Raw genomic sequence first — 21374 nt, forward strand, 5'->3', positions numbered from 1 at the left:
CGAAGTGACCCCTCATGGCGAAGCGAATCGACGTCAGCGGACTGTCCGCCTTCTACGGCACCCACAAGGCCATCGATGACATCTCGATGACCGTGGAGCCGCGCTCCGTGACCGCCTTCATCGGCCCGTCCGGCTGCGGCAAGTCCACCTTCCTGCGCACCCTGAACCGCATGCACGAGGTCACCCCCGGCGGCCGCGTCGAGGGCAAGGTGCTGCTGGACGACGAGAACCTGTACGGCGTCGGCGTGGACCCGGTCGCGGTCCGCCGCACGGTCGGCATGGTGTTCCAGCGCCCGAACCCCTTCCCCACCATGTCGATCTTCGACAACGTGGCCGCGGGCCTGCGCCTGAACGGCAAGTTCAAGAAGTCCGAACTGACGGACATCGTGGAGCGCTCCCTCAAGGGCGCCAACCTGTGGAACGAGGTCAAGGACCGCCTGAACAAGCCGGGCTCCGGCCTCTCCGGCGGCCAGCAGCAGCGTCTGTGCATCGCCCGCGCCATCGCGGTCGAGCCGGAGGTCCTGCTGATGGACGAGCCCTGCTCGGCCCTGGACCCGATCTCCACCCTCGCGATCGAGGACCTGATCGGCGAGCTCAAGGAGCGCTTCACGATCGTCATCGTGACGCACAACATGCAGCAGGCCGCCCGCGTCTCCGACCGCACCGCCTTCTTCAACCTCGCGGCGGTCGGCCAGCCCGGCAAGCTCGTCGAGATCGACGACACGGACCGGATCTTCTCCAACCCGTCCGTCCAGGCGACCGAGGACTACATCTCGGGCCGCTTCGGCTAGGCCGAAGCCCGACAGGACATCATGCGGCTCCGCCGCGTGGTCAAGCGTCCTGCGGTGCTGCATGGCGGTGCCACCGCAAGGCGAAAGGGCCGGCTCCCCCTGGGTGGGGGGAGCCGGCCCGCTTTCGTTTCCCTGCGTGCGTACGGCTGCGCTAGCCGACGAAGGCCAGGTCGACGATCCAGAAGCAGAGCGCGCCGACCAGGGCCGCGGCCGGCATGGTGATGAACCAGCCCAGCACGATGTTCTTGGCGACGCCCCAGCGGACCGCGTTGACGCGCTTGGTCGCGCCCACGCCCATGATCGCCGAGGTGATCACGTGGGTGGTGGAGATCGGCGCGTGGAACAGGAACGCCGAGCCGAACATGATCGAGGCACCGGTGGTCTCCGCCGCGAAGCCCTGCGGCGGGTCCAGCTCGATGATCTTGCGGCCAAGGGTGCGCATGATGCGCCAGCCGCCCGCGTACGTACCGAGCGACAGCATCACGGCGCACACGATCTTGACCCAGACCGGGATCTCGGAGCCTTGAGCCTGCAGCCCGGCGATGGTCAGGGCCATCATCACGACGCCCATCGTCTTCTGCGCGTCCTGGAGACCGTGGCCGAGGGCCATGCCGGCCGCGGACACCGTCTGCGCGATGCGGAAGCCGCGCTTGGCCTTGTGCGGGTTGGCCCGGCGGAACATCCACAGGATGACGACCATCACCAGGTAGCCGACGAGCAGGCCGACGACCGGCGAGACGAACATCGGGATGACGACCTTGTCGACCACTCCCGACCAGATGACCTCGGTGCCGCCGGCCAGCGCCGCGCCCACCATGCCGCCGAACAGCGCGTGCGAGGAGGACGAGGGAAGGCCGAAGTACCAGGTGATCAGGTTCCACACGATCGCGCCGACCAGGGCCGCGAAGAGGATCCACATGCCCCGGTTGCCCTGGGGCGTCTCGATCAGGCCCTCACTGACCGTCTTGGCGACCCCGCTGCCCAGGAAGGCACCGGCGAGGTTCATCACCGCGGCCATCGCGAGGGCGGCGCGCGGGGTCAGCGCGCGGGTCGAGACCGAGGTCGCGATCGCGTTCGCAGAGTCGTGGAAACCGTTGGTGTACGTGAAACCGAGCGCGACACCGATGGTCACGATCAGAGCGAAGGTGTCCACGAGGTTCAGGACTCCTTGACCGCGATGGTCTCCACCGTGTTCGCGACGTGCTCGAACGCGTCGGCCGCCTCTTCGAGCACGTCGACGATCTGCTTGAGCTTCAGCACCTCGATGGCGTCGTACTTGCCGTTGAACAGGTGGGCGAGCAGCTTGCGGTGGATCTGGTCGGCCTGGTTCTCAAGACGGTTGACCTCGATCCAGTACTCGGTCAGGTTGTCCATCGTCCGCAGGTGCGGCATGGCCTCGGCGGTCAGCTCGGCCGCCCGCGCCAGCACCTCGATCTGCTGCTCGACACCCTTGGGGAGCTCCTCCACCTGGTACAGCACGACCAGGTCGACGGCCTCCTCCATGAAGTCCATGATGTCGTCGAGGGACGAGGCCAGGTTGTAGATGTCCTCACGGTCGAACGGCGTGATGAAGGAGGAGTTCAGCTGGTGGAAGATCGCGTGGGTGGCGTCGTCCCCCGCGTGCTCGGCTGCCCGCATCCGTTCCGCGATCTCGGCCCGGGCGGAGGAATCCGCTCCGAGCAGTTCCATCAGGAGCTTGGAGCCCGTGACGATGTTGTCCGCGGATGCGGCGAACATGTCGTAGAAGCTCGTCTCCCTGGGGGTCAGACGAAATCGCACGTGAGGTCCTCGGGGTGCATTGGATTCGGACAGGCTGATGCTAGGCGCATCCCCCGGTCACGGCTAACCGGCGGTTCCGGGCGGTTCCCCAGTGTCCTCCATCAGGCACAGTGGGGACCACGGACCCCTGCCCCTCCGGCCAGGGCCCGGTATCCTATACCCATGAGGGGTATATACCCCTCGTTCCGGACACGGGAGGACGCATGACTGCCATCGAGGCGGAAGGCTCCGGAGCCGACGTCGCCACCGGTACCGGCGCGGTGCACGGCTACCACCACCAGAAGGACGAGCACCTCAAGCGGCTGCGCCGGATCGAGGGCCAGATCCGGGGCCTCCAGCGACTCGTCGACGAGGACGTCTACTGCATCGACATACTCACCCAGGTCTCGGCGAGCACGAAGGCCCTCCAGTCCTTCGCGCTCCAGCTGCTCGAAGAGCACCTGCGGCACTGCGTCGCGGACGCGGCCGTCAAGGGCGGTGCCGAGATCGACGCCAAGGTGGAGGAAGCGACGAAGGCGATCGCACGCCTGCTGCGCACCTGAGCCCGCGCACCCGGGCCCCGCGCACCCGGGCCCTGCGCACGCGCCCCCGAGGTCCGGCCGCCCCGCGGTCCGGCCCCGGTACCACTACAGCCCGAGCCCCATCAGGACCTCGTCGATCCGGTCCTGGCTGAGCCGCTCCTCGTTCGCCGCCGACGCCGCGATGATCAGCTCGCCGCACAGCTCGATCTCGGCGAGCGCCACGTGGTCCTGCACCGTCGTACCGCCTGCGGGAGTCACGCGTGTCACCTCAATCTGCCGTCACGGTCGTCGGTCATCTGTCATCGGCGCTCGGTTTCTCAGCGTAGGGAGGGCAAGGCGCTGTGCGCATGACACGGATGGACCATTTCCGGATACCGGGCCATGGCCCGATCGCGCGGCCCCCGGACCGTCCGCCCGGCTATTCGGCGATCTTCCCGGCGTAAATGTCCTCGCTTGCGGGCAATACGACGGTCACCGCCGTCCCGAACCCGTAGAGCAGCGTGGTGGAGGAGACATCGATCACGCCATTGTTGACATAGGTGAAACGGTGCCGGACCTTCCGCAGCCGGCCCTCCTCGTCGAGGTAGACGTCGAACGGGACCGTGTCCTTGCCGAACCCTTTCGCCGCCGCTTCCAGCGCACCCCTGACCGCCGGTGAGGCGCTCTTCGCGGCCTGGCCGATGTCGGTGGTCCCGCGGTAGTGCCGCACCTTGGTGCCGGCCACCTCGGTCTCGCCCACGTACGTCGCCTCCTGCACGCCGCGCAGCAGCTCGGCCGCGGCCAGCGGGTCGGTCGCCCCGCCCGTGACCAGGTTCCCGTCCGCGAGGGTCGTCGTGTCGACCCGGACCCACTTGTCGGCGGGCACGCCCGCGCCCCGGTTCTTCATGTACAGGGCCCCGGGTACGAGCAGCTCGGTGATGGGCCGGTGCTCGTCCTTGCCGGCCGCGTCCGCCGGGAGCATCACCAGGAGCTGCCCCATCCGGTTCTTGAAGTCGACGCCGCCCTCGCCGCGGATCGTGACCCGGGTCCCGCCGGTGGCCATCTCCATCGCCGTACGGACCTGCGCGCTGCCGGTCTTCGCCAGCAGGTCCGCGACCCTCCGGACCGTCGCGGCCGGGTCGGCGGGGGGCCGGCCGTCGTCCTTCTCCGCGCCGGCGCACCCGCCCATCGTGCCCACGGCCAGGGCCACGCCGAGGGCGAGCACCGCCTCACCCGCACGCCCGCGCCGCCGCCTGTGCTGGTGCACCACCATCGCCTGCCAACCCCCAACGCATGACCGCTGTTTGCCCGAGGCCCCCACCCGCTCCGCTTAACGAGGTCCGGGGTTTCCCGTCACGGGCCGCCGCCCGCTCGGCCCCGTCCCGGAGCCGCCCGGACCCAGGTACCTTGGTGATGTGGATTCGCACACCAAGGCGTCGCTTGTCCCTCCGCTTGAAGCCGTGCCGCTCCCGCGTCCCGCGGAGCGGCCACCCACCGGGCACACCACGGGCACCGCCGAGCGCGGCTCGTTCTGCCTGGCCGTCTGTACGTGCGGCTGGCGGGGGCCGGCCCGCCGCTCCCGCGACCTGGCCCGCAAGGACGCGGACCGGCACACCTCGGACTAGGGGGCAGGGGCAAGGGGAGCAGGCCAGGGGTAAGGGGCCAGGGGCCAGGGGCCCTTCGGAGGGCCCGCTTCGCCCGTTCGGACGGCCCGGCTGGCCGACGCCCCCGGGAGCGGATGCCCTGGATGCATGCCAGGACCCGCGCCCCGCGTCGCCGCCCTCCTCTGGGCCCTGCTCATCGCGCTCACGCCCGGCGCCGCGGCCTCGGCCCGCCCGACGGGCTCGGCGGACGGCCCGGCCGACGTGGCCCTGGCCATCGGGGCGACCACCACGGCCGCCGTGGCCACGGGTCTGTGGCTGCGTTCCCGCTACCGCCGCGAGGACGGCGCGGAGGGCCGTGGCGCGGAGAGCGGCGACCGGTGACCCCGCGCCCCCGCCGGACGGCGGTCCGCCTGTTCTTCGGCGCGGCGGGCCTGTGCCTGCTGGCGGCGGTCCTGATCGCCGTATGGGACGCGTACGGGCGGGCCTGAACCGGGAAGACGGGCCTAGGCCGCGAGGTCGCTCTCGTGCGTGCGGCAGCCGGGCGGCGGGGTCTGGGGCTGCGCGAGGTCCAGCGGGCGGGGCAGGGCGCGCTGCCCGGCACGGACCAGCCGGCCGGCGCGCGGGGAGCGGGCCACCGCCCGCACCACCGGGGTCAGCAGCGCCATCGCGAGCGGCGCGAACACCAGGACGACGGCGGTGCCGAGCGCGAACCCGCCGATGACGTCGGTCGGGTAGTGGACCCCGAGGTACACGCGGCTGACGCCCTCGGCGAGGGCCAGGCCGATGCCGACGAGCCCGAGCTTGCGGTTCGCGATGAACAGGCCGACGCCCAGCGCCATCGTGAGGGTGGCGTGGCCGCTGACGAAGGAGAAGTCGCCGGGAGCGGAGTTCGGTTCGAGCACGTCCAGGCCGCTGTGTTCGAGGAACGGCCGCGGCCGTCCGACGAATGCGCGCAGCGGGACGTTGACGAGGAGGGCGAACGCGGCGGCGAGCGGCGCCCACACGAGCGCGGCGAACGACTCGACGGCCGTGGACTCGTCCTGCCGGCGCGCGCCGTGCCAGCACCACAGGAAGAGGAGCACCAGGGCCAGCGGGATCCCGTACGCGCTGACGAGGCCGACGGCCCGGTCGACTCCGGCCGGGGCGTGCCGGGCCAGTCCGTTGATGTCGTACAGCAGGCTTACGTCCACGTTCGGCCCACCACTTGTGAGTCCAGCCATGGCGATACGGCCCCTTAGCCCTTGCTCGGTTCCCGTGGGCGCACGCCTGTGTGCGCCCCTGAACCCCCCCGTGATCAAGTCTGTGTCCATGGAACGCCCGTTCTGAAGTGCGCGTTCCACTCTCCACCGAATGATCACGGCAACGTTATCGAAGAGAGACTCGTCGTCGCAGCTCAGGGCCCGGGGTTAACAGAGTGTGGTCAGGGCGACTTGGCGTCGGCGGTGCGGTCGGGCAGGGCCGCGGCCCCGTCCTTGGTGACGCGGGTCGCACCGAAGTAGTCCGGAGTGTCGATCTTGTCGAAGCGGACCACGGCTCCGGTGTACGGGGCATCGATCATGTATCCGCCGCCCACGTAGAGGCCGACGTGGTGGATCGCCCGAGAGTTCGTCAGATCGTCGGAGAAGAAGACCAGGTCACCGGGGAGCAGTTCACCGCGCGGGGGATGCGGCCCGGCGTTGTACTGGTCGTTGGCGACGCGCGGCAGCTCGATCCCCACCGACTCGTACGCCGCCTTGGTCAACCCGGAGCAGTCGAACCGCCCGTCCTGGTCCGGCGTACCGTTGCCGCCCCACAGATACGGGGTCCCCAACTGCTTCTGCGCGAAGTAGATGGCCCCGGCGGCCTGCTGCGAGGGCGCGACCCGTCCGACGGGCCGCGCGAAGCTCTTCTCCAGGCTGCGGATGCTCTTCACGTAGCCCTGCGTCTCGCTGATCGGAGGCACTCCGCCGGCTTTGATGACGCGGTACGGCCCGGCGTTGTACGCAGCGAGCATATTGTCCGACGGGTCACCCGGCACGCCTTTGACGTCCTGGGCGAGTACGCAGTCGTACGAGGCCGCCGAAGGGATCGCGTCCTGCGGATCCCAGATGTCCCGGTCCCCGTCACCGTCACCGTCGACCCCGTACCTGGCCCAGGTTTCGGGGATGAACTGGGCGATGCCGCGCGCGTCGGCGTTGCTCACCACATCCGGCTTCCAGCCGCTCTCCGTGTACAACTGGGCGGCCAGCAGGGCCGGGTTCAGGGCAGGGCAAAGGTTTCCCCACTTCTGAACCAGCGGCTGGTAGGCGGCCGGCACGGCCCCCTTGGCCAGCCCGACAGCCTGCTTGCCGCCGCTCGCGATGCCCGCCGCGGCCGAATACGTCCCGACGACGAGCAGCGCAATGAAGGTCAGGCATGCCCCGACCCCGATCCCGCTTGCCATCCAGAACTTGCGCACTCGTCAACACTGCCTCATGGCAAGGCTGCTGACAGCCCTTTCGGCGCTCCGGCCCGGCCCTAATTCGCCGGAAAGCCGGTGCAGAAGATGTTGGCGTACTCCTTGACCCCCCTGACGTGGTAGAAGACCACGGTCCAGGCACCCGGGTCGTTGGCGAGCGGGATGGCCTTGAAGGTGCGGGCGGCGCCGTTGTTGTCCACCATCTGGCTGGCGAAGTCGTCGGGGTAGGTGAGGTACACGCCGCCCTGGTCCTTCACCGCGTCGAGGTCGACGGGCTTGCTGGTGTACCCGATGGTCTTGTTGTAGTCCTTGACGTCCGCGTACGGCCGTCCTGTGGTCTGGTCGATGTCGTGCGGGGGTTTGACGCCGACCGAAACGTAGTACGGCCCCTTCTCCTGGTGGTACGGCTTCAGCATCACGTGGATCTTCACCTTGCCGGTGACCGCCTGCGCGTCCGGCGCATCCGCGTCGACCGCGGAGGCCACCAGGTACTGAGAGCGCTCCTCCGCGGGCAGGTTGCAGCTCCCCTTGCCGGCAGCATCGCCCGTCCACAGGTCCCTGGACGGGTTCGTCGGCTCGATGTGACCGGGCACGCCGTCCGCGCCACCGGTGCCCGGGCTCGACGCCGCCGCCGACGGACCCTGGGTGCCCTGCGCGGACAATGCGGGCCCGGACGGGGCCGCTGCACTCTGGGTCTGGGCTCCTTGGCCCGGAGCAGCCGTCCGGCCGCCCGCCCCCACGTCCTTGCGCCCACCGTCTCCGCCCTGGAGCAGCAGATACCCGCCCAGCGAGAGGCTGCCCGCCACCAGCCCCGCCACGACCGCCGGAACCCAGCGGGCCCGGCGCGGCCGGGCGTTGCCCGGCGCCGACTGCTCCGTCGGGGCCGCGGGGACGGCGTACGTCAGCACATAGGACTGCGGCCGGGGCGTCCCGGGACCGAGGGTGGGCAGGTCCGGCAGTCGGGCGGCCTCCCCGCCGGTCGCCGTCAAGGTCGCGTACACCGGATCATCGATCAGCGCCGAGTCCACCGCACACCGCCGGATGATCTCGGCGGGAGCGGGCCTGGCGGCCGGGTCCCGGGCCACACAGGCCTTGATCAGCTCGGCCAGGCCCGGCTCGACCCCGTCGGTGTCCACCTCGCCGTGGACCACCCGGAAGCTGACCGCCGTGGGATCGCCCGTGCCGTAAGGCGCCCGCCCGGTCGCCGCGTAGGCGATCGTGGCCCCCAGGGCGAAGACGTCGGCGGCGTCCGCCACCTCGTTGCGCAGCAGCACCTCGGGAGCGGCGTAGCCGGGCGTACCGGGGGCGGCCCCGTCCTGTGTCAGCGCCGTCTGGGTCGTGCCCTTGGCGATGCCGAAGTCGATGAGCTGCGGCCCCTGCGCGCCCAGGATGACGTTCTGCGGCTTCAGGTCCCGGTGCGTCACCCCGTACGCGTGGACGCTCGCCAGGCCCTCCGCCAGCGCCGCGAACAGCCGCCGGCAGGTGTCCGCGGGCAAGCCGCCGCGCTCCGCAACGGCGTGACCGAGCGTCGGGCCCGCCACGTACTCCGTCGCCAGCCAGAACGGCGGCGCCGCCAGCGAGGCGTCGATCAGGTTCGCCGTGTACGCCGACCGCACCGCGCGCACGGTCTCGGCCTCACGCCGGAACCGGGCCAGGGCCTCGGGATGCCCGGTGATCTCGTCCCGGATCACCTTCACGGCCACCAGGCGACCGCCGGGCGACCGCCCGAGGTACACCTGGCCCATGCCACCCGCTCCCAGGCGGGCCAGAAGGGCGTGCGCGCCGATGTGCGCGGGGTCGGCTGCTCCGAGCGGTTCCATCCGGCCGAGCCTGCCACACCGAATCCCGTCCCCCCAAGGGGGGTTGACCAGTGAGGCTCCCCCGGGACGGGCCCGGCGGACCGGCTACCCGCGCGGCGCGACGAACAGGCTCTGCGCGCTGCGGCCGATCGGCCCCTTCTCGTCGTGCAACCGGGCGTCCGCCAGGCCGATCCCGGCCGCGTCCACACTCGTACGGGCCTCCACACAGGCCCACTCGCCCACCGGGTGGCGGTGCAGGTGCACGGTCAGGTCGCTGTTGATGAAGACGTACCGGCCGAAGTCCATCACCGAGCTGATCCCGTTGCCCGAATCCGCGGCGATCAGGACCCGGTCCAGCGGGCGGGTCTCCTCCCCCGCGATGAGCGGCACCTTCATCCGCATCCAGCAGGTCCCCGGCCCCAGCTCGACGAACGCGCCCTCGGTGAACCGGGTCTCCATCGCCGAGTGGTAGCCGGTCTCCCACGGCACCGGGAAGAACGGCGTCGGCTCCACCTCCCCGGGTGGCGGCAGCTGCGGCGCCGGGGTCACGCCGGGCACGGCCTCCTCGGCCACCCGGATCCGCAGCGCCCGCGCGAGCATCACCGGCGCCGCCCCGGCCGGGGCGAGGGCGGCCTCGACCACCTCGGTGCTGCGGCCGGCCCGGAGCACGGAGGTGGTGACCTCCAGCGGGCCGATCGGCACCGGCCGCAGGATCTCGTACGTGATCCGCGCGATCCGCATGTCTGCGCGAGAGCCCGCCCGCTCCTCCACGGCGCGGCCGAGCAGCGCGGCCGGCGGCCCGGCGTGCTGCGAGCCCGGGTCCCACGGCCCGCGCGTGTACTCGGTGGCCAGGAAGCGCCCGGCATCGACCCGCTCGAAGAACGCCTCGGAGATCGCCATGCCCGGCACGCTACCGACAGGTAACCCGTACCGCCAGACCTTCACGCGACCATGGACCGGCCACGGACCTCAGCGGGCGAAGCCCAGCCCGACGCCCAGCCCCACCAGCACCGAGCCGATCGCCCGGTTGAGCACCTTCTGCGCCTTCAGCATCCGGTCGCGCAGCCGGGAGTTCGAGAAGAACAGCGCGACCGCGCCGAACCAGCCCAGGTGCGCCGCCGACATGAACAGCCCGTACCCGGCCTGCTGCCACACCGGGGTCTGCGGATCGACGACCTGCGTGAACGTCGACACGACGAACAGCGTGGTCTTCGGATTGAGCACGTTCGTCAGGAACCCGGACCGCATCGCGCCCAGCCGGGTCAGCTGCGGCCTGGACTCCAGGTCCACGGTCACCTCGGCCCGCGCGCGGAAGGTCCGGATCCCGATCCACACCAGGTACGCGGCGCCCGCCAGTTTGATCGCCGTGAACAGGGCCGTGGAGGAGGCGATGAGGAGACCGACCCCGAGCATCGTGTACGAGACGTGCACCAGCACGCCGGCCGCGACCCCGGCAGCCGCGAACAGCCCCGTGGGCCGCCCGTACAGGTAGCTGTTCCGGACGACCATGGCGAAATCCGCGCCGGGACTGATCACGGCGAGGAGGGTGATGACGGCAACTGCGATCACTTCTGTCATGTACGGATGCTCACCGCACCCGCGCCCCCGATCAACCGGGTTCCGTGCACGGATACTTGGGCCATGGACCCGACCTCCTCCCCGCTCTCCCTGCGCCCGTTCCGCCCCGCGGACGACCCCCCGGCCCTGCACCGCTGGATCACGACCCGGGCCGAGCTCGTCACCTGGGCCGGCCCCGCCTTCACCTGGCCGCTGGACGACGCCCAGCTCGCCGCCTACGCCGCCGAGCCCGGCCGCCACACCTGGACCGCCGTCTCCCCCGACGGACACCCCCTCGGGCACGTCTCCATCGGCGGCACCCGCCTGGGCCGCGTACTGATCGCCCCCGAGGCGCGCGGCCTGGGACTCGGCGAGACCCTCCTCACACTCGCCGTCGACCAGGCCTTCGGCCGGCTCGGCCTGCCCTCGCTCGGCCTCGGCGTCTACGCCCACAACACCGCCGCCGTACGCCTCTACGAGAAGCTCGGCTTCCGCACCGAGCGGGTACTGGAGGACGTGGAAGAGGTCGACGGCGTCCTCTGGTCGGCCCTCCAGATGCGGCTGACCGCCCCCGACCGGTGACAATGGACAGGTGTCCGCCACGCCCGCCACTCCCGGCACCCCAGACCTCCCCGCCCTCCCCGTCCTGCAGGCAGACTGCTCGAACTGCTTCGCGCTCTGCTGCGTCGCCCTGCCCTTCGCCAAGTCCAGCGACTTCGCGGTGAACAAGGCCGCCGGAACCCCCTGCAAGAACCTCCAGCAGGACTTCCGCTGCGGCATCCACACCCGGCTGCGCGACAAGGGCTTCCAGGGCTGCACCGTCTTCGACTGCTTCGGCGCGGGCCAGCAGGTCTCCCAGGTGACCTTCGGCGGACAGGACTGGCGCGGGCACCCCGGCACGGCCGGCGCAATGTACGAGGTCTTCCCGGTGATGCGGCAGCTGCACGAGCTGCTCTTCTACGTCTCCGAGGCACTCGCCCTCCCGGCGGCCGCCCCGGTCCACGCCGACCTGCGCCGCGCGCTGGCCGAGACCACGGAGTGGACGGCGGCCGACGCGGACGCCCTCACCACCCTGGACGTCGGCGCCCTGCGCGGGCGCATCAACACGCTCCTCCTGCGCGCCAGCGAGCTGGCCCGCGCCAAGGCCCCGGCCCGCAAGAAGAACCACCGCGGCGCCGACCTGATGGGTGCCCGCCTCGCCGGCGCGGACCTGCGCGGCGCTGGTTTCCGCGGCGCCTACCTGATCGCCGCGGACCTCAGCGGCGCCGACCTCCGCCTGGCGGACCTGATCGGCGCGGACCTCCGCGACACCGACCTGCGCGGGGCGGACCTCCGCGACGCCATTTTCCTGACCCAGGCCCAGCTCAACGCAGCCCGGGGCGACGCCAAGACCAAGATCCCCCCGACCCTGGCCCGCCCCGCGCACTGGTCCGCATAACCCGGCCGCTCCGGGCCCGGCCCACCCGGGGCTGCGGCCCTGCGATGCCCCGGGCTCAGCCTCCGATCGCCCCCAGCACGGCCTCGACCCGCGCGCGCAGCAGCTGGTACTCCTCCCACCGCCGCGGCAGCCGCCCCACCGGCCGCGGCCCCATCAGCCGCCCCTCCGTCACCACCTGGCCCTTGCGGAACTGCTCCCGCGTCAGGTCCACCTGTATCCCCCCGGGGAGCACGTTCCACGTGTGGAACCCGTGCTGCTCCCCGTCGAGCCAGACCTCCCCGACCATCAGCTCGCCCCCCATCAAGTCCTGCACCACCAGCGACGTGATGTCGCAGTGTCCCCAGGCCGGGTTGTCGGCGGTCCAGGGCGCCCGCTCGACGTCGTCGGGCGAGCAGGTCTCGGCCGACCACCCCGCCCTGATCGCCGCTTCGATGTCCGTCAGGGTCCAGGGAGTTCCGTTCGTCATGTCTCCACTCTGACGCACCCCACTGACAGCGCCCCTCAGGGCCTGATGATGGCCGTCCACCCCAGCAGGCAGGTGAGCAGGCCCTCCCCCGTGTACGCGCAGCTGTTCTCGTACACGTCGCCCACGGTCGTCAGTACCTTCACGTACACCGTGGAGCCCACGGTGGTGACCGACACCCCGCACGCGTTCCGCGGATGTCCGGGGTTCAGCTCGGTGGTGAGGTCCTTCCAGACGTACGCGCCGACCGGCGCCGTATTCCGTACGCCCAGGAACGTCTTCCCCCGGTGCAGGACGGCGCTGAACTCCAGGTCGCTCTCCCCCCGGGTCGTGTCGATGCCCTGGCACGGGCCGTGCGACCCGCGCGGACCCGCCGCCCCACGGTCACCCTTCGGCCCCTTGTCACCCTTGTCACCCTTCGGCCCCTTGTCCCCCTTGTCCCCCTTGGGCCCATGGGGTCCCTGGGGGCCCCGGTCGCCCTTCGGTCCGCCGCAAGGGCTCGAAGGCGCTGCCTTTCCGGCCTTGCCCGCCCTGCCCGCCCTGCCGGGCTTGGCACCCTTGGCACCCTTCGCGCCCTTCGCCAGCGGCGCCGGCGCCGGCAGCGTCCTCGCATCGGGTTCCGGGCACCTGCTGCCGCCCCAGCCCGGCGCCACCGCCGCGGTCGTCCCTTGGGCTGCGGCCGCCGCCGGGACCGAAACGCCCATCAGCGCGATCGCCAGCGGAACTGCGAAACCACCGGCCAGCCATGCGCGCCGACCCGCCTTCACTGCGGAACCCATCCGTCCACTCCTTGCGTCGTACGACCGAACGGCTGGAGCATCTCCCGCAACCCGCCGTGATGATCGAACGACTGACGGAATGTCGGACGAACGTCAGCGGGTCGGCCCAACGACACGCCCGCACACTGCGCCGAACGGCGGCCACCCGGGCGGCCCCACCGCACGCCGAGAGGGCAATCATTGCCCGTGGGGTCACCCCCCGTGATACACAGAGTGACCATACGTTCTTCCGCATACCCGCCGCCCGCGCCCAGGTCAGAGCACGCGAGCGGCCCAAAGGCCGGGAGATCGGGTAAAGAGAGCCGCCAAGTCGACATACGGCGGCGGTTTCATCAGCGAAGATAGTGCGTGACCCCTGCCGTCGGGCACGGGCTACCGGAACTACCCATACAGGGGCGGTGAGTTACATGATCCTGGCAGCCGAAAAGGGCGACATCACCACCATCATCGGCGGAATCGCCCCGAATTGGGGGCCGTTCGGCAGTCTCGGCAACGAAGCGAAGGTCATGATCGAAGTGATCATGGCCGTGGCGATCCTCCTCTGCCTCGGCATCGCCATCTGGGGCGCGGCCAAGCAGCGCATCGGCGCGACCGCCCTGCGCGACACGTTCAGCGCGGAACAGGGCAAGGGCCTGATCGTGGCCGGCCTCACCGGCGTGTTCATCATCGGCTCCCTCGGCACCCTGTTCACCATCGTCTACGGAATGGCCGTCTAGCCGGGCCGCCCACCGGCTGCCGGACCTGACGAGGATTCACCACACCGCATCCAAGCGGGAACCAGCGCTACCGTCGGACGACGCGGAGGGGGCGGACACGGAATGAGCAACGACGACCAGTACGGCGGTGGCGCCGGCGGCGGCTACGGCGAGGTCGGCGGCACGGGCCAGACCCGCACCCGTCTCCCGGACGCCCCCTCGGACCCGTACGGCGCCCCGCGCCGCACCCCCCGCGCCTCGCGCAGCCTGGTCACGGTGGTCGGCGTGGTGGTCCTCCTGATCGCCGCGATCGCGTTCGCGAACCAGTCGTCGGACAGCCCGAGAACCCCGGCGGACCAGACCCCACCCGACGCCACGTCCACGGCCGCGACGGGCACCCACCCGGTGGACGGCAAGAACGGAGCCATCCCCAAGGGCTTCGCCCACGACGAACAGGGAGCCCAGTCGGCAGCCGCCAACTACGCGGTCGCGCTCGGCTCTGACGGCATGTTCAGAGCAAGCAGCCGCCACACCCTCGTGGACACCATCTACACGTCCGAGGCGGCCGCCAAGCTGAAGGGCCCCCAGGACCAGGCCTACTCGTCCGCCTTCCTGAACAAGCTCGGTCTGGATGCCAACGGGAACGCGCCTCAAGGCAGCACCTTCGTCACCCGTGCCGTGCCCGTAGGAGCCCGTGCCGACAAGTACAGCCCCACGGCTGCCACGATCTCCGTCTGGTACATGGGCCTGATCGGCATGTCCGGGCCCCAGTCCACCGACCCCGTGCGGACCACGTGGAAGACGTGGACGTTCGAACTCACCTGGGCCGGTGACGACTGGAAGGTCACCTCGGACACCCAGCAGGAAGGCCCGGCACCGGTCCCCGGTGACGTTCCGATCTCAACATCCGACGACATCAGCAAGGCAGTCAAGGGGTTCGGAGGGTTCAGCTATGCCCGCTAACATCCGGACGCGTGCCGGTGTCATCGCCACCGTCCACATCGCCGCCCTCGCCATGGCTGGCCGGGCCTACGCAGACCCGACACCAGCCGCGCCTACGCCACAGCCGAGCAACAACCCCTGCGACCTGCTCATCGGCCCTGCCAAGCAGTACTGCGAGCGCGGCAGCGGCGCACCCGGCGCACCCCGGACCGGCCTCGCGCCCAGCGATCCCGCCGACGCCCTCAACCCCCTCGCCTCCCTGGCCAAGGGCTGCGCCGACGCCGCCGCCTGGATCGTCACCGAGCTCAGCAAAGCGGTCAACGGCACGGCCAACGTCGACTTCACCAACGGCGCCTTCCTCAAGCAGTACGCCATCGTCTTCGCCGCCTCCACCATCCTCACGCTCGTCCTCTGGCTCTTCGCCGTCGCCAAGCGCGCCATCCGCGGCGTCCCCCTCACCACCGCCATCTCCGAAGCCGTCGGCTTCCTCTGGCTCACCGTCCTCGCCTCCGCCTTCACCCCCCTGATCCTCTACACCGTCGTCTCCGCCACCGACGGCGTCACCGAGGTCATCGCCTCGGCCTCCGGCGGCCAGACCGACGTGTTCTTCGGCTCCTTCACCGAGGCCCTCAAGAAGGGCGACTCCATCGGCGGCGGCCCGATCATGCTGATCGTCGTCTCCCTCGTCACCGTCCTCGCCGCCGGCGTCCTCTTCCTCGAACTCTTCATCCGGGCCGCCCTGCTCTACGTCGGCGCCCTCCTCGGCGTCGTCGTCTACGCCGGGCTCGTCGACCGGAACCTCTGGGGCCACGTCCGCCGCTGGGCCGGCATCATGATCGCCGTCATCCTCGTGAAGCCGGTCATCGTCATCGTCCTCGGCCTCGCCGGAGCCCTCGCCGGCGAGAAGGGCCCGAACGCCTTCTCCGCCGTCGTCTCCGGCCTCGCGATCATTCTCCTGGCGATCTTCGCCTCCGCGATGATCTACCGCTTCGTACCCGGCTTCGGCGACGAGATCGCCTCCGCCCGCTCGAACCGCAACAAAGCCACCGACGGCGCCCAGGCCGCCGCCGTCATCAGCTCCCCGGCCTCCCTCGTCTCCCAGGGCATCAAGACGCACAGCAGCCGCGGCGCCCACCGCGGAGGCGGCGACGGCGGCGGCTCCAGCGCCCCCCGCCCCGCCAACCCCATCTCCGGAGGCGTGGCCGCCCACAGCAGCCGTCCCACATCCGGCGGCGGGGCCGCCACACCCCAGCCCCGCACGAGTTCGAGCACGAGGAACACAGGAGGTGACGGGCGTTGACGACCCAGTCCCACCAGCTGCACCCGGTCGCGCCCCGCCGCACGTATCTCATCGGCCGGGCCCGGCCGAACGCGATCGTCGGCAAGAACCGCGAGAGCGGCGAGATCGCCCTGATCATCGTCGGCGCGTTCTTCGGCATGATGAGCGGACTGCTCGTCCCCGACCTCACCCTGCGGATCGTCACCCTCGCCGGCTTCCCCATGCTCGCGCTCGCCGCCGTGTACGTCCCCTACCGGGGCCGCACCTTCTACAAGTGGTTCGAGATCAACCGCAGCTACAAGCGCACCCTGCGCCGCGGCACGACCTACCGCTCCGGCGCCATGGAAGCCGGCGTCCGCGCAGCCGACGGCCGCGAGGTCGAGGTCGGCCCGCCCCCCGGCATCGGCCGCATCAGCTGGCTCGCCGCCCCCTTCGGCCCCGACGAGATCGCCGTCCTCCTCCACGCGGACCGCAGAACCGTCACCGCTGCCATCGAGATCGAGGGCCCCGGCGTCGGCCTGCGCGACAGCGAGGACCAGGAAGCCCTCGTCGACCGCTTCGGCACCCTCCTCAAGCACGTGGCCAACGGCGACGGCTTCGTCACCCGCCTCCAGATGCTCGCCCGTACGCTCCCCGCCGACCCGGACGCCCACGCCAAGGACGTCGCCCAGCGCGGCGACGCGAGCGCCCCCGTCTGGCTGCGCGACTCGTACGACCAGCTCCAGTCGATGGTCTCCACCTCCTCCGAGCAGCACCGCGCGTACCTCGTCGCCTGCATGCACTACACGCGCGAACTCGCCGCCGAGGCCCACACCATCGCCCGCGCCGGCACCCCCCACAAGGGCCGCAAGCTCGACCGCGACGCCGGCCTCGCCATCGTCATGGCCCGCGAGCTCACCGACATCTGCGCCCGCCTCGCCGAGGCCGACATCCGCGTCCGCCAACCGCTGGGCCAGGGCCGCCTCGCCTCCCTCGTGCACTCCATGTACGACCCGGACCACCCCATCGACCACATCCAGGCCATGACCAAGCGCAACGCCTGGCCGGCCGAGCTCGACGCGATGGAACCGACGTACCTCCAGGCCAAGACCCGCGAGTCCTCCACTCGCGCCCCCTGGTGCCACGCCACCGCCTGGGTGAAGGAGTGGCCGATGACCCCGGTCGGCGTGAACTTCCTCGCGCCCCTCCTCGTCCACACCCCGGACGTGATCCGCACCGTCGCCGTCACCATGGATCTGGAGCCCACCGAGGTGGCCATCGAGCGCATGCTCACGGAGAAGACCAACGACGAGGCCGACGCCAGCCGCGCCGCCAAGATGAACCGCACCGTCGACCCCCGCGACATCGCCGCCCACGGCCGGCTCGACCAAAGAGGTGAAGATCTCGCGAGCGGTGCAGCGGGAGTCAACCTGGTCGGGTACATCACCGTGTCCTCACGTTCACCGGAAGCCCTCGCCCGCGACAAGCGGACCATCCGCGCCTCGGCCGGCAAGTCCTACCTGAAGCTGGAATGGTGCGACCGCGAGCACCACCGCGCCTTCGTCAACACCCTGCCGTTCGCCACCGGCATCCGACGCTAGCCGGAAGGAAGTGCCGCCCATGCGAGATCCCATGTCCGCTCTGACGGACGCCTTCACCAGCTTCCTGTTCGGCAAGGTCGAAACCACACGCCTGCCCGTACGCACCTCCACCGGGCAGGCGCAGGCCGTCTACCTGCCCACCGCAGCCCCGGGCCTCGGTGACTCCGGCGTCATCATCGGCCGCGAGGTCTACAGCGGCAAGGGCTACATCTACGACCCCTTCCAGCTGTACGGCCAGCAGCTGCCGGCCCCGCACTGGCTGGTCCTCGGCGAATCCGGCAACGGCAAGTCCGCCCTGGAGAAGACGTACGTCCTGCGCCAGCTCCGCTTCCGGGACCGCCAGGTCGTCGTCCTCGACGCCCAGGGCGAGGACGGCGTCGGCGAGTGGAACCTCATCGCCCAGCAGCTGGGGATAACCCCCATCCGCCTGGATCCCATCGCCGCCAACGACGACGGGATCCGCCTCAACCCCCTCGACCCGGCGATCACGACGACCGGCCAGCTCGCGCTGCTCCGGACCATCATCGAAGTCGCCATGGGCCACGGCCTCGACGAGCGCTCCGGCTTCGCGCTCAAGGTCGCGCACGCCTTCGTCGTGGACACCATCCGCGACCGCCAGCCCGTCCTCACCGACATCGTGGAACAGCTCCGCCACCCCGAGGCCGAGTCCGCGGAGGCCATGAACGTCGACATAGACGATGTCCGGGCCTGGGGCCTCGACGTGGCCCTCGTCCTCGACCGCCTCGTCGACGGCGACCTGCGCGGCATGTTCGACGGCCCCACGACCGTGGGCATCGACCTCGACGCCCCGCTGATCGTCTTCGACCTGTCCCACATCGACCGCAACTCCATCGCCATGCCGATCCTGATGGCGATCGTCGGGGTCTGGCTGGAACACACCTGGATCCGCCCGGACCGCAAGAAGCGCATCTTCCTCGTCGAAGAGGCATGGCACATCATCAACAGCCCCTTCGTGGCGCAGCTTTTCCAGCGGCTCCTGAAGTTCGGCCGCCGCCTCGGCCTGTCTTTCGTCGCCGTCGTCCACCACCTCTCGGACGTCGTCGACGGCGCAGCCGCCCGCGAGGCCGCTGCCATCCTCAAGATGGCCTCGACCCGTACGATCTACGCCCAGAAGGCGGACGAGGCCCGCGCCACGGGCCTCGTCCTGGGCCTGCCCCGCTGGGCGGTGGAAATCATCCCGACCCTCACCCCGGGCATCGCGGTCTGGGACGTCAACGGCAACGTCCAAGTGGTCAAACACCTCATCACCGAGGCCGAGCGCCCCCTCGTCTACACCGACCGCGCCATGACCGAATCGTCCGCCCCACAGCTCCCCGACGACCTCCTGGCCGCCGAACTGGAAGCGGAGCAGCGCGCCCTCCTCATGGAACGCCACCGCAACGGCGGCGGGCCGGGCTCTGCGACCACGGTGGCGTAGCCGTGCACGGGGACAGTACGAGACCACCGGGCGGCATCCCGGACGGCGTGCTGGTCGGCCTCCTGGCCTTCCTCCTGGGCCTGGCCGCCCTGGTCTGGACGTCGACGGGCCTCGCCGCGCTCTTCTCCAAGGGTTCCTGGCCGGCCACGGTGACCTTCACCCGCACCCCGGGGGCGGTCCGCTCCCTGATAACCCAACCCCACGACGTCCCGGGAGCCTGGCCGGCCACCGACCCGGCCGCCCTCTCGGGCTGGGGCCTGTTCTGGGGCCTCTTCATCAGCCAACTCCTGGTGCTGTTCGTCCTGACGGTCTTCGTGATCGGCGTCATCGCCCGCACCAAGTCCCGCCGGGCCCGGACGAAGGCCTCCGCCGCACCCGACCTGCCTGCTCCGGCGCCCGAGACCCGGGGCGCCGTCCCGGCCCCGACGGCGTACGAGACGCGGGGGTACGGGGACGGCGCCTCCGCCAGCACCCGCCCGGCGGTCCCGAGCCCCCAGCAGCACCCGGCCGCCCCGGTGTCCGAGGCCCCGGTGTCCGAGGCCCGGGTGTCCGAGGCCCGGGGCGCCGTCCCGGCCCCGACGGCGTACGAAGCGCAGGGTTCCAGGGGCCCCGGCGACGGCTTCGGGGACACCCGGGAGACCGCGGCCACCCGGCGGACCGCCATCGCCTACGGCACCCCGGCCGAGCGCCATCACCTCGCCGCCCGGGCCCTCGCGGCAGCAGAAGGCGCCGCCCTCGTCGTCACCTCCTCCCCCGCCCTCTGGGCGGAGACGAAGGACGCCCGCGCCAAGCTCGGCCCGGTCCTCCTCTACGACCCCTCGCACCTCTGCGACACCCCGGCCCGCATGCACTGGAACCCCGCCGATGCCTGCGCCGACCGCGCTACCGCCGCCGCCCGCGCCGCCGCGCTCCTGGCCCCCGTACGCCCTCAGGCCCGTATGGACGCAGCCGTCGCCGACACGGCCGAAACGCTGCTGCGCAGCTGGCTCCAGGCCATCGCCCTCGACGGCCGCCCGTTCAAGCAGCTGCACCGCTGGGCCCAGGGCAACAGCGCCCAGGACCCGGTCCGCATCCTCCGTACGCATCCCCAGGCCGCCCCGGGTGCCGCCGGCGAGCTGGAGAGCGCCCTCACCGCCCACCCCGAACGCCGCGAGCAGGCCCAGCATCTGACGGCCCGTGCCCTCTCCTGCCTCACGTCGATCCACATCCGCGAGGCCTGCAACCCGAACCGAACAGATGCGCTCACCCTTGCATCGTTCGTGACCGAAGGGGGCACCCTCTACGTGGTGGGCGAACCGTTGGAAGACCCCCGCACCCACCCGGGTGCGATGCCCTTGCTGACCGCACTCGCCGCGAGCGTGGTCGAGCACGGCCGCCGCATGGCCGCACGGTCATCCCACGGCCGGCTCGACCCACCACTCACGCTCGTCCTGGAGGACGTCGCAGCCGTGGCCCCGGTCCCCCGGCTCCCGGAGCTCCTCCGGGAGGATTCCCTTCCCCTGCTGGCCTTGTGCCGCAGCCGGGAGCAGGCCAGGGCCCGCTGGCCCGAGGAGGCCTTCGAACCCACCCACGGATGAGCGCCCTACGGCCGCGGGAACACGTACTCAAGCTCCTTGCTGTCGGAATTCCCCGGCATCGGCACGACCTGCCCGCTGGCCCGGAACCCGAACCGCCGGTAGAAGGCCCCGGCCCGCTGGTTGTCCTCGTGCACGAAGAGTCGTACGCGTTCCAGCGCCGGCCCCTCCAGCGACCAGGCCCAGTCGAGCGCGGCCGAGAAAAGGGCTTCGGTCAGCCCGGTCCCACGCTGCTCGGCGCGTACGAACACCCCCACGAGGTGTCCTTGGGTCTGCTCGATGGGCCGCTCGAAGAAGTCGCTGGTGCCGCCCTCTTCGACCAGCAGGGTCACCGATCCGACCCACTCCCCGTCCGGTGCCTCGGCCACGAACTGCCGTGCGTGCCGGCCGTGTGAAGCTCCCTTCGCCCGGTCCTGCCAGAACTCATCGGTCCTGGCCTCGGCCTGGGCCAGGGTCTCCAGGAAGGCCACCGGTGCCGCCGGGTCCTTGAGCGCGGCGATCCGCAGGTCCTTGACCTTCTCCCACTCGTCCGCCCGCACCGGGCGCATCACATATTCGTTCATGATCCGGGATCCAATCACAAGGCCGACCGACCCCGCATCCGCAAATCCTCCTGAACGCAGGAAAGCCCCGCACCATAAGGTGCGGGGCTTTCCCACAATGATTGTTCGGCGGCGTCCTACTCTCCCACAGGGTCCCCCCTGCAGTACCATCGGCGC

24 protein-coding genes are annotated in these 21374 nt (G+C 71.1%); 12 read left to right on the top strand and 12 right to left on the bottom strand.

The window, feature by feature from the left end:
• The first annotated feature begins 14 nt into the window (after positions 1–14).
• Complete coding sequence (pstB, locus tag ABTY04_RS23420; protein WP_352215313.1) at positions 15–791, top strand: phosphate ABC transporter ATP-binding protein PstB; 777 nt, start codon at positions 15–17, stop codon at positions 789–791.
• 151 nt (positions 792–942) lie between these two features.
• On the opposite strand, the gene ABTY04_RS23425 is transcribed toward pstB, so the two are convergent.
• Complete coding sequence (locus ABTY04_RS23425; protein WP_352215314.1) at positions 943–1944, bottom strand: inorganic phosphate transporter; 1002 nt, start codon at positions 1942–1944, stop codon at positions 943–945.
• Positions 1945–1949: 5 nt separating this feature from the next.
• Positions 1950–2570, bottom strand: a complete 621-nt coding sequence (locus ABTY04_RS23430) for a DUF47 domain-containing protein (RefSeq protein WP_352215315.1) — start codon at positions 2568–2570, stop codon at positions 1950–1952.
• A gap of 203 nt (positions 2571–2773) precedes the next feature.
• Here ABTY04_RS23430 and ABTY04_RS23435 point away from each other — a divergent pair, with 203 nt between their 5' ends.
• Positions 2774–3112 carry a metal-sensitive transcriptional regulator gene (locus ABTY04_RS23435; RefSeq protein WP_352215316.1) on the top strand — a complete coding sequence of 113 codons (339 nt, stop codon included), beginning with the start codon at positions 2774–2776 and terminating at the stop codon, positions 3110–3112.
• An 84-nt stretch (positions 3113–3196) separates the two neighbouring features.
• On the opposite strand, the gene ABTY04_RS23440 is transcribed toward ABTY04_RS23435, so the two are convergent.
• On the bottom strand, positions 3197–3349 hold the full coding sequence (locus ABTY04_RS23440) for a hypothetical protein (RefSeq protein WP_352215340.1): 153 nt from the start codon (positions 3347–3349) through the stop codon (positions 3197–3199).
• A gap of 160 nt (positions 3350–3509) precedes the next feature.
• Entirely contained in the window at positions 3510–4343 is an 834-nt protein-coding gene (locus ABTY04_RS23445; protein ID WP_352215317.1) for an SCO4651 family lipoprotein, read from the bottom strand.
• A gap of 187 nt (positions 4344–4530) precedes the next feature.
• Between ABTY04_RS23445 and ABTY04_RS23450 the strand changes: the two genes are divergently transcribed.
• Together ABTY04_RS23450 and ABTY04_RS23455 are read left to right on the top strand one after the other, a co-directional pair.
• Positions 4531–4695 (top strand): hypothetical protein, encoded by a 165-nt coding sequence (locus tag ABTY04_RS23450; RefSeq protein ID WP_352215318.1) that lies wholly within the window; start codon positions 4531–4533, stop codon positions 4693–4695.
• Positions 4696–4821: 126 nt separating this feature from the next.
• Positions 4822–5055 carry a hypothetical protein gene (locus ABTY04_RS23455; protein WP_352215319.1) on the top strand — a complete coding sequence of 78 codons (234 nt, stop codon included), beginning with the start codon at positions 4822–4824 and terminating at the stop codon, positions 5053–5055.
• Between the two features lie 122 nt (positions 5056–5177).
• On the opposite strand, the gene ABTY04_RS23460 is transcribed toward ABTY04_RS23455, so the two are convergent.
• From ABTY04_RS23460 to ABTY04_RS23480, 5 genes are all read right to left on the bottom strand, one after another.
• Positions 5178–5894, bottom strand: coding sequence for a phosphatase PAP2 family protein (locus tag ABTY04_RS23460; RefSeq protein ID WP_352215320.1), 717 nt, complete (start codon positions 5892–5894; stop codon positions 5178–5180).
• A gap of 200 nt (positions 5895–6094) precedes the next feature.
• Positions 6095–7096: a C40 family peptidase gene (locus ABTY04_RS23465; protein ID WP_352215339.1), complete on the bottom strand. Its 1002-nt coding sequence runs from the start codon at positions 7094–7096 to the stop codon at positions 6095–6097.
• 74 nt (positions 7097–7170) lie between these two features.
• Positions 7171–8931 (bottom strand): serine/threonine-protein kinase, encoded by a 1761-nt coding sequence (locus ABTY04_RS23470; protein ID WP_352215321.1) that lies wholly within the window; start codon positions 8929–8931, stop codon positions 7171–7173.
• Between the two features lie 84 nt (positions 8932–9015).
• Positions 9016–9810, bottom strand: coding sequence for a thioesterase family protein (locus ABTY04_RS23475; RefSeq protein ID WP_352215322.1), 795 nt, complete (start codon positions 9808–9810; stop codon positions 9016–9018).
• A 69-nt stretch (positions 9811–9879) separates the two neighbouring features.
• The gene (locus ABTY04_RS23480; RefSeq protein WP_352215323.1) at positions 9880–10488 is read right to left on the bottom strand and encodes a LysE family translocator; all 609 of its coding nucleotides are present in this window, start codon (positions 10486–10488) and stop codon (positions 9880–9882) included.
• A 63-nt stretch (positions 10489–10551) separates the two neighbouring features.
• Between ABTY04_RS23480 and ABTY04_RS23485 the strand changes: the two genes are divergently transcribed.
• Both ABTY04_RS23485 and ABTY04_RS23490 read left to right on the top strand, forming a co-directional pair.
• The gene (locus ABTY04_RS23485; RefSeq protein ID WP_352215324.1) at positions 10552–11049 is read left to right on the top strand and encodes a GNAT family N-acetyltransferase; all 498 of its coding nucleotides are present in this window, start codon (positions 10552–10554) and stop codon (positions 11047–11049) included.
• Between the two features lie 10 nt (positions 11050–11059).
• On the top strand, positions 11060–11905 hold the full coding sequence (locus tag ABTY04_RS23490; RefSeq protein ID WP_352215325.1) for a pentapeptide repeat-containing protein: 846 nt from the start codon (positions 11060–11062) through the stop codon (positions 11903–11905).
• Between the two features lie 55 nt (positions 11906–11960).
• On the opposite strand, the gene ABTY04_RS23495 is transcribed toward ABTY04_RS23490, so the two are convergent.
• Positions 11961–12371 (bottom strand): YunG family protein, encoded by a 411-nt coding sequence (locus ABTY04_RS23495; protein ID WP_352215326.1) that lies wholly within the window; start codon positions 12369–12371, stop codon positions 11961–11963.
• 35 nt (positions 12372–12406) lie between these two features.
• Positions 12407–13147 carry a hypothetical protein gene (locus ABTY04_RS23500; RefSeq protein ID WP_352215327.1) on the bottom strand — a complete coding sequence of 247 codons (741 nt, stop codon included), beginning with the start codon at positions 13145–13147 and terminating at the stop codon, positions 12407–12409.
• Positions 13148–13554: 407 nt separating this feature from the next.
• On the opposite strand from ABTY04_RS23500, the gene ABTY04_RS23505 reads away from it, so the two are divergent.
• From ABTY04_RS23505 to ABTY04_RS23530, 6 genes are all read left to right on the top strand, one after another.
• Entirely contained in the window at positions 13555–13863 is a 309-nt protein-coding gene (locus ABTY04_RS23505) for a DUF8827 family protein (RefSeq protein WP_042818271.1), read from the top strand.
• Positions 13864–13965: 102 nt separating this feature from the next.
• On the top strand, positions 13966–14805 hold the full coding sequence (locus tag ABTY04_RS23510) for a hypothetical protein (protein WP_352215328.1): 840 nt from the start codon (positions 13966–13968) through the stop codon (positions 14803–14805).
• Positions 14795–16084 carry a hypothetical protein gene (locus ABTY04_RS23515; RefSeq protein ID WP_352215329.1) on the top strand — a complete coding sequence of 430 codons (1290 nt, stop codon included), beginning with the start codon at positions 14795–14797 and terminating at the stop codon, positions 16082–16084. The genes ABTY04_RS23510 and ABTY04_RS23515 overlap by 11 nt, the downstream gene beginning before the upstream one ends.
• Positions 16081–17643, top strand: coding sequence for an SCO6880 family protein (locus ABTY04_RS23520; protein ID WP_352215330.1), 1563 nt, complete (start codon positions 16081–16083; stop codon positions 17641–17643). Before ABTY04_RS23515 ends, ABTY04_RS23520 begins: the two co-directional genes overlap by 4 nt.
• Positions 17644–17662: 19 nt before the next feature.
• Positions 17663–19081 (top strand): ATP-binding protein, encoded by a 1419-nt coding sequence (locus ABTY04_RS23525; RefSeq protein ID WP_352215331.1) that lies wholly within the window; start codon positions 17663–17665, stop codon positions 19079–19081.
• Positions 19082–19083: 2 nt separating this feature from the next.
• Positions 19084–20658, top strand: a complete 1575-nt coding sequence (locus ABTY04_RS23530; RefSeq protein WP_352215332.1) for a type VI secretion protein — start codon at positions 19084–19086, stop codon at positions 20656–20658.
• Positions 20659–20663: 5 nt separating this feature from the next.
• On the opposite strand, the gene ABTY04_RS23535 is transcribed toward ABTY04_RS23530, so the two are convergent.
• A complete protein-coding gene (locus tag ABTY04_RS23535; protein ID WP_352215333.1) occupies positions 20664–21218 on the bottom strand; it encodes a GNAT family N-acetyltransferase in 555 nt (184 codons plus the stop codon).
• Between the last annotated feature and the right edge of the window lie 156 nt (positions 21219–21374).

Source organism: Streptomyces sp. NPDC097981, assembly GCF_040302565.1.
Classification (GTDB): domain Bacteria; phylum Actinomycetota; class Actinomycetes; order Streptomycetales; family Streptomycetaceae; genus Streptomyces.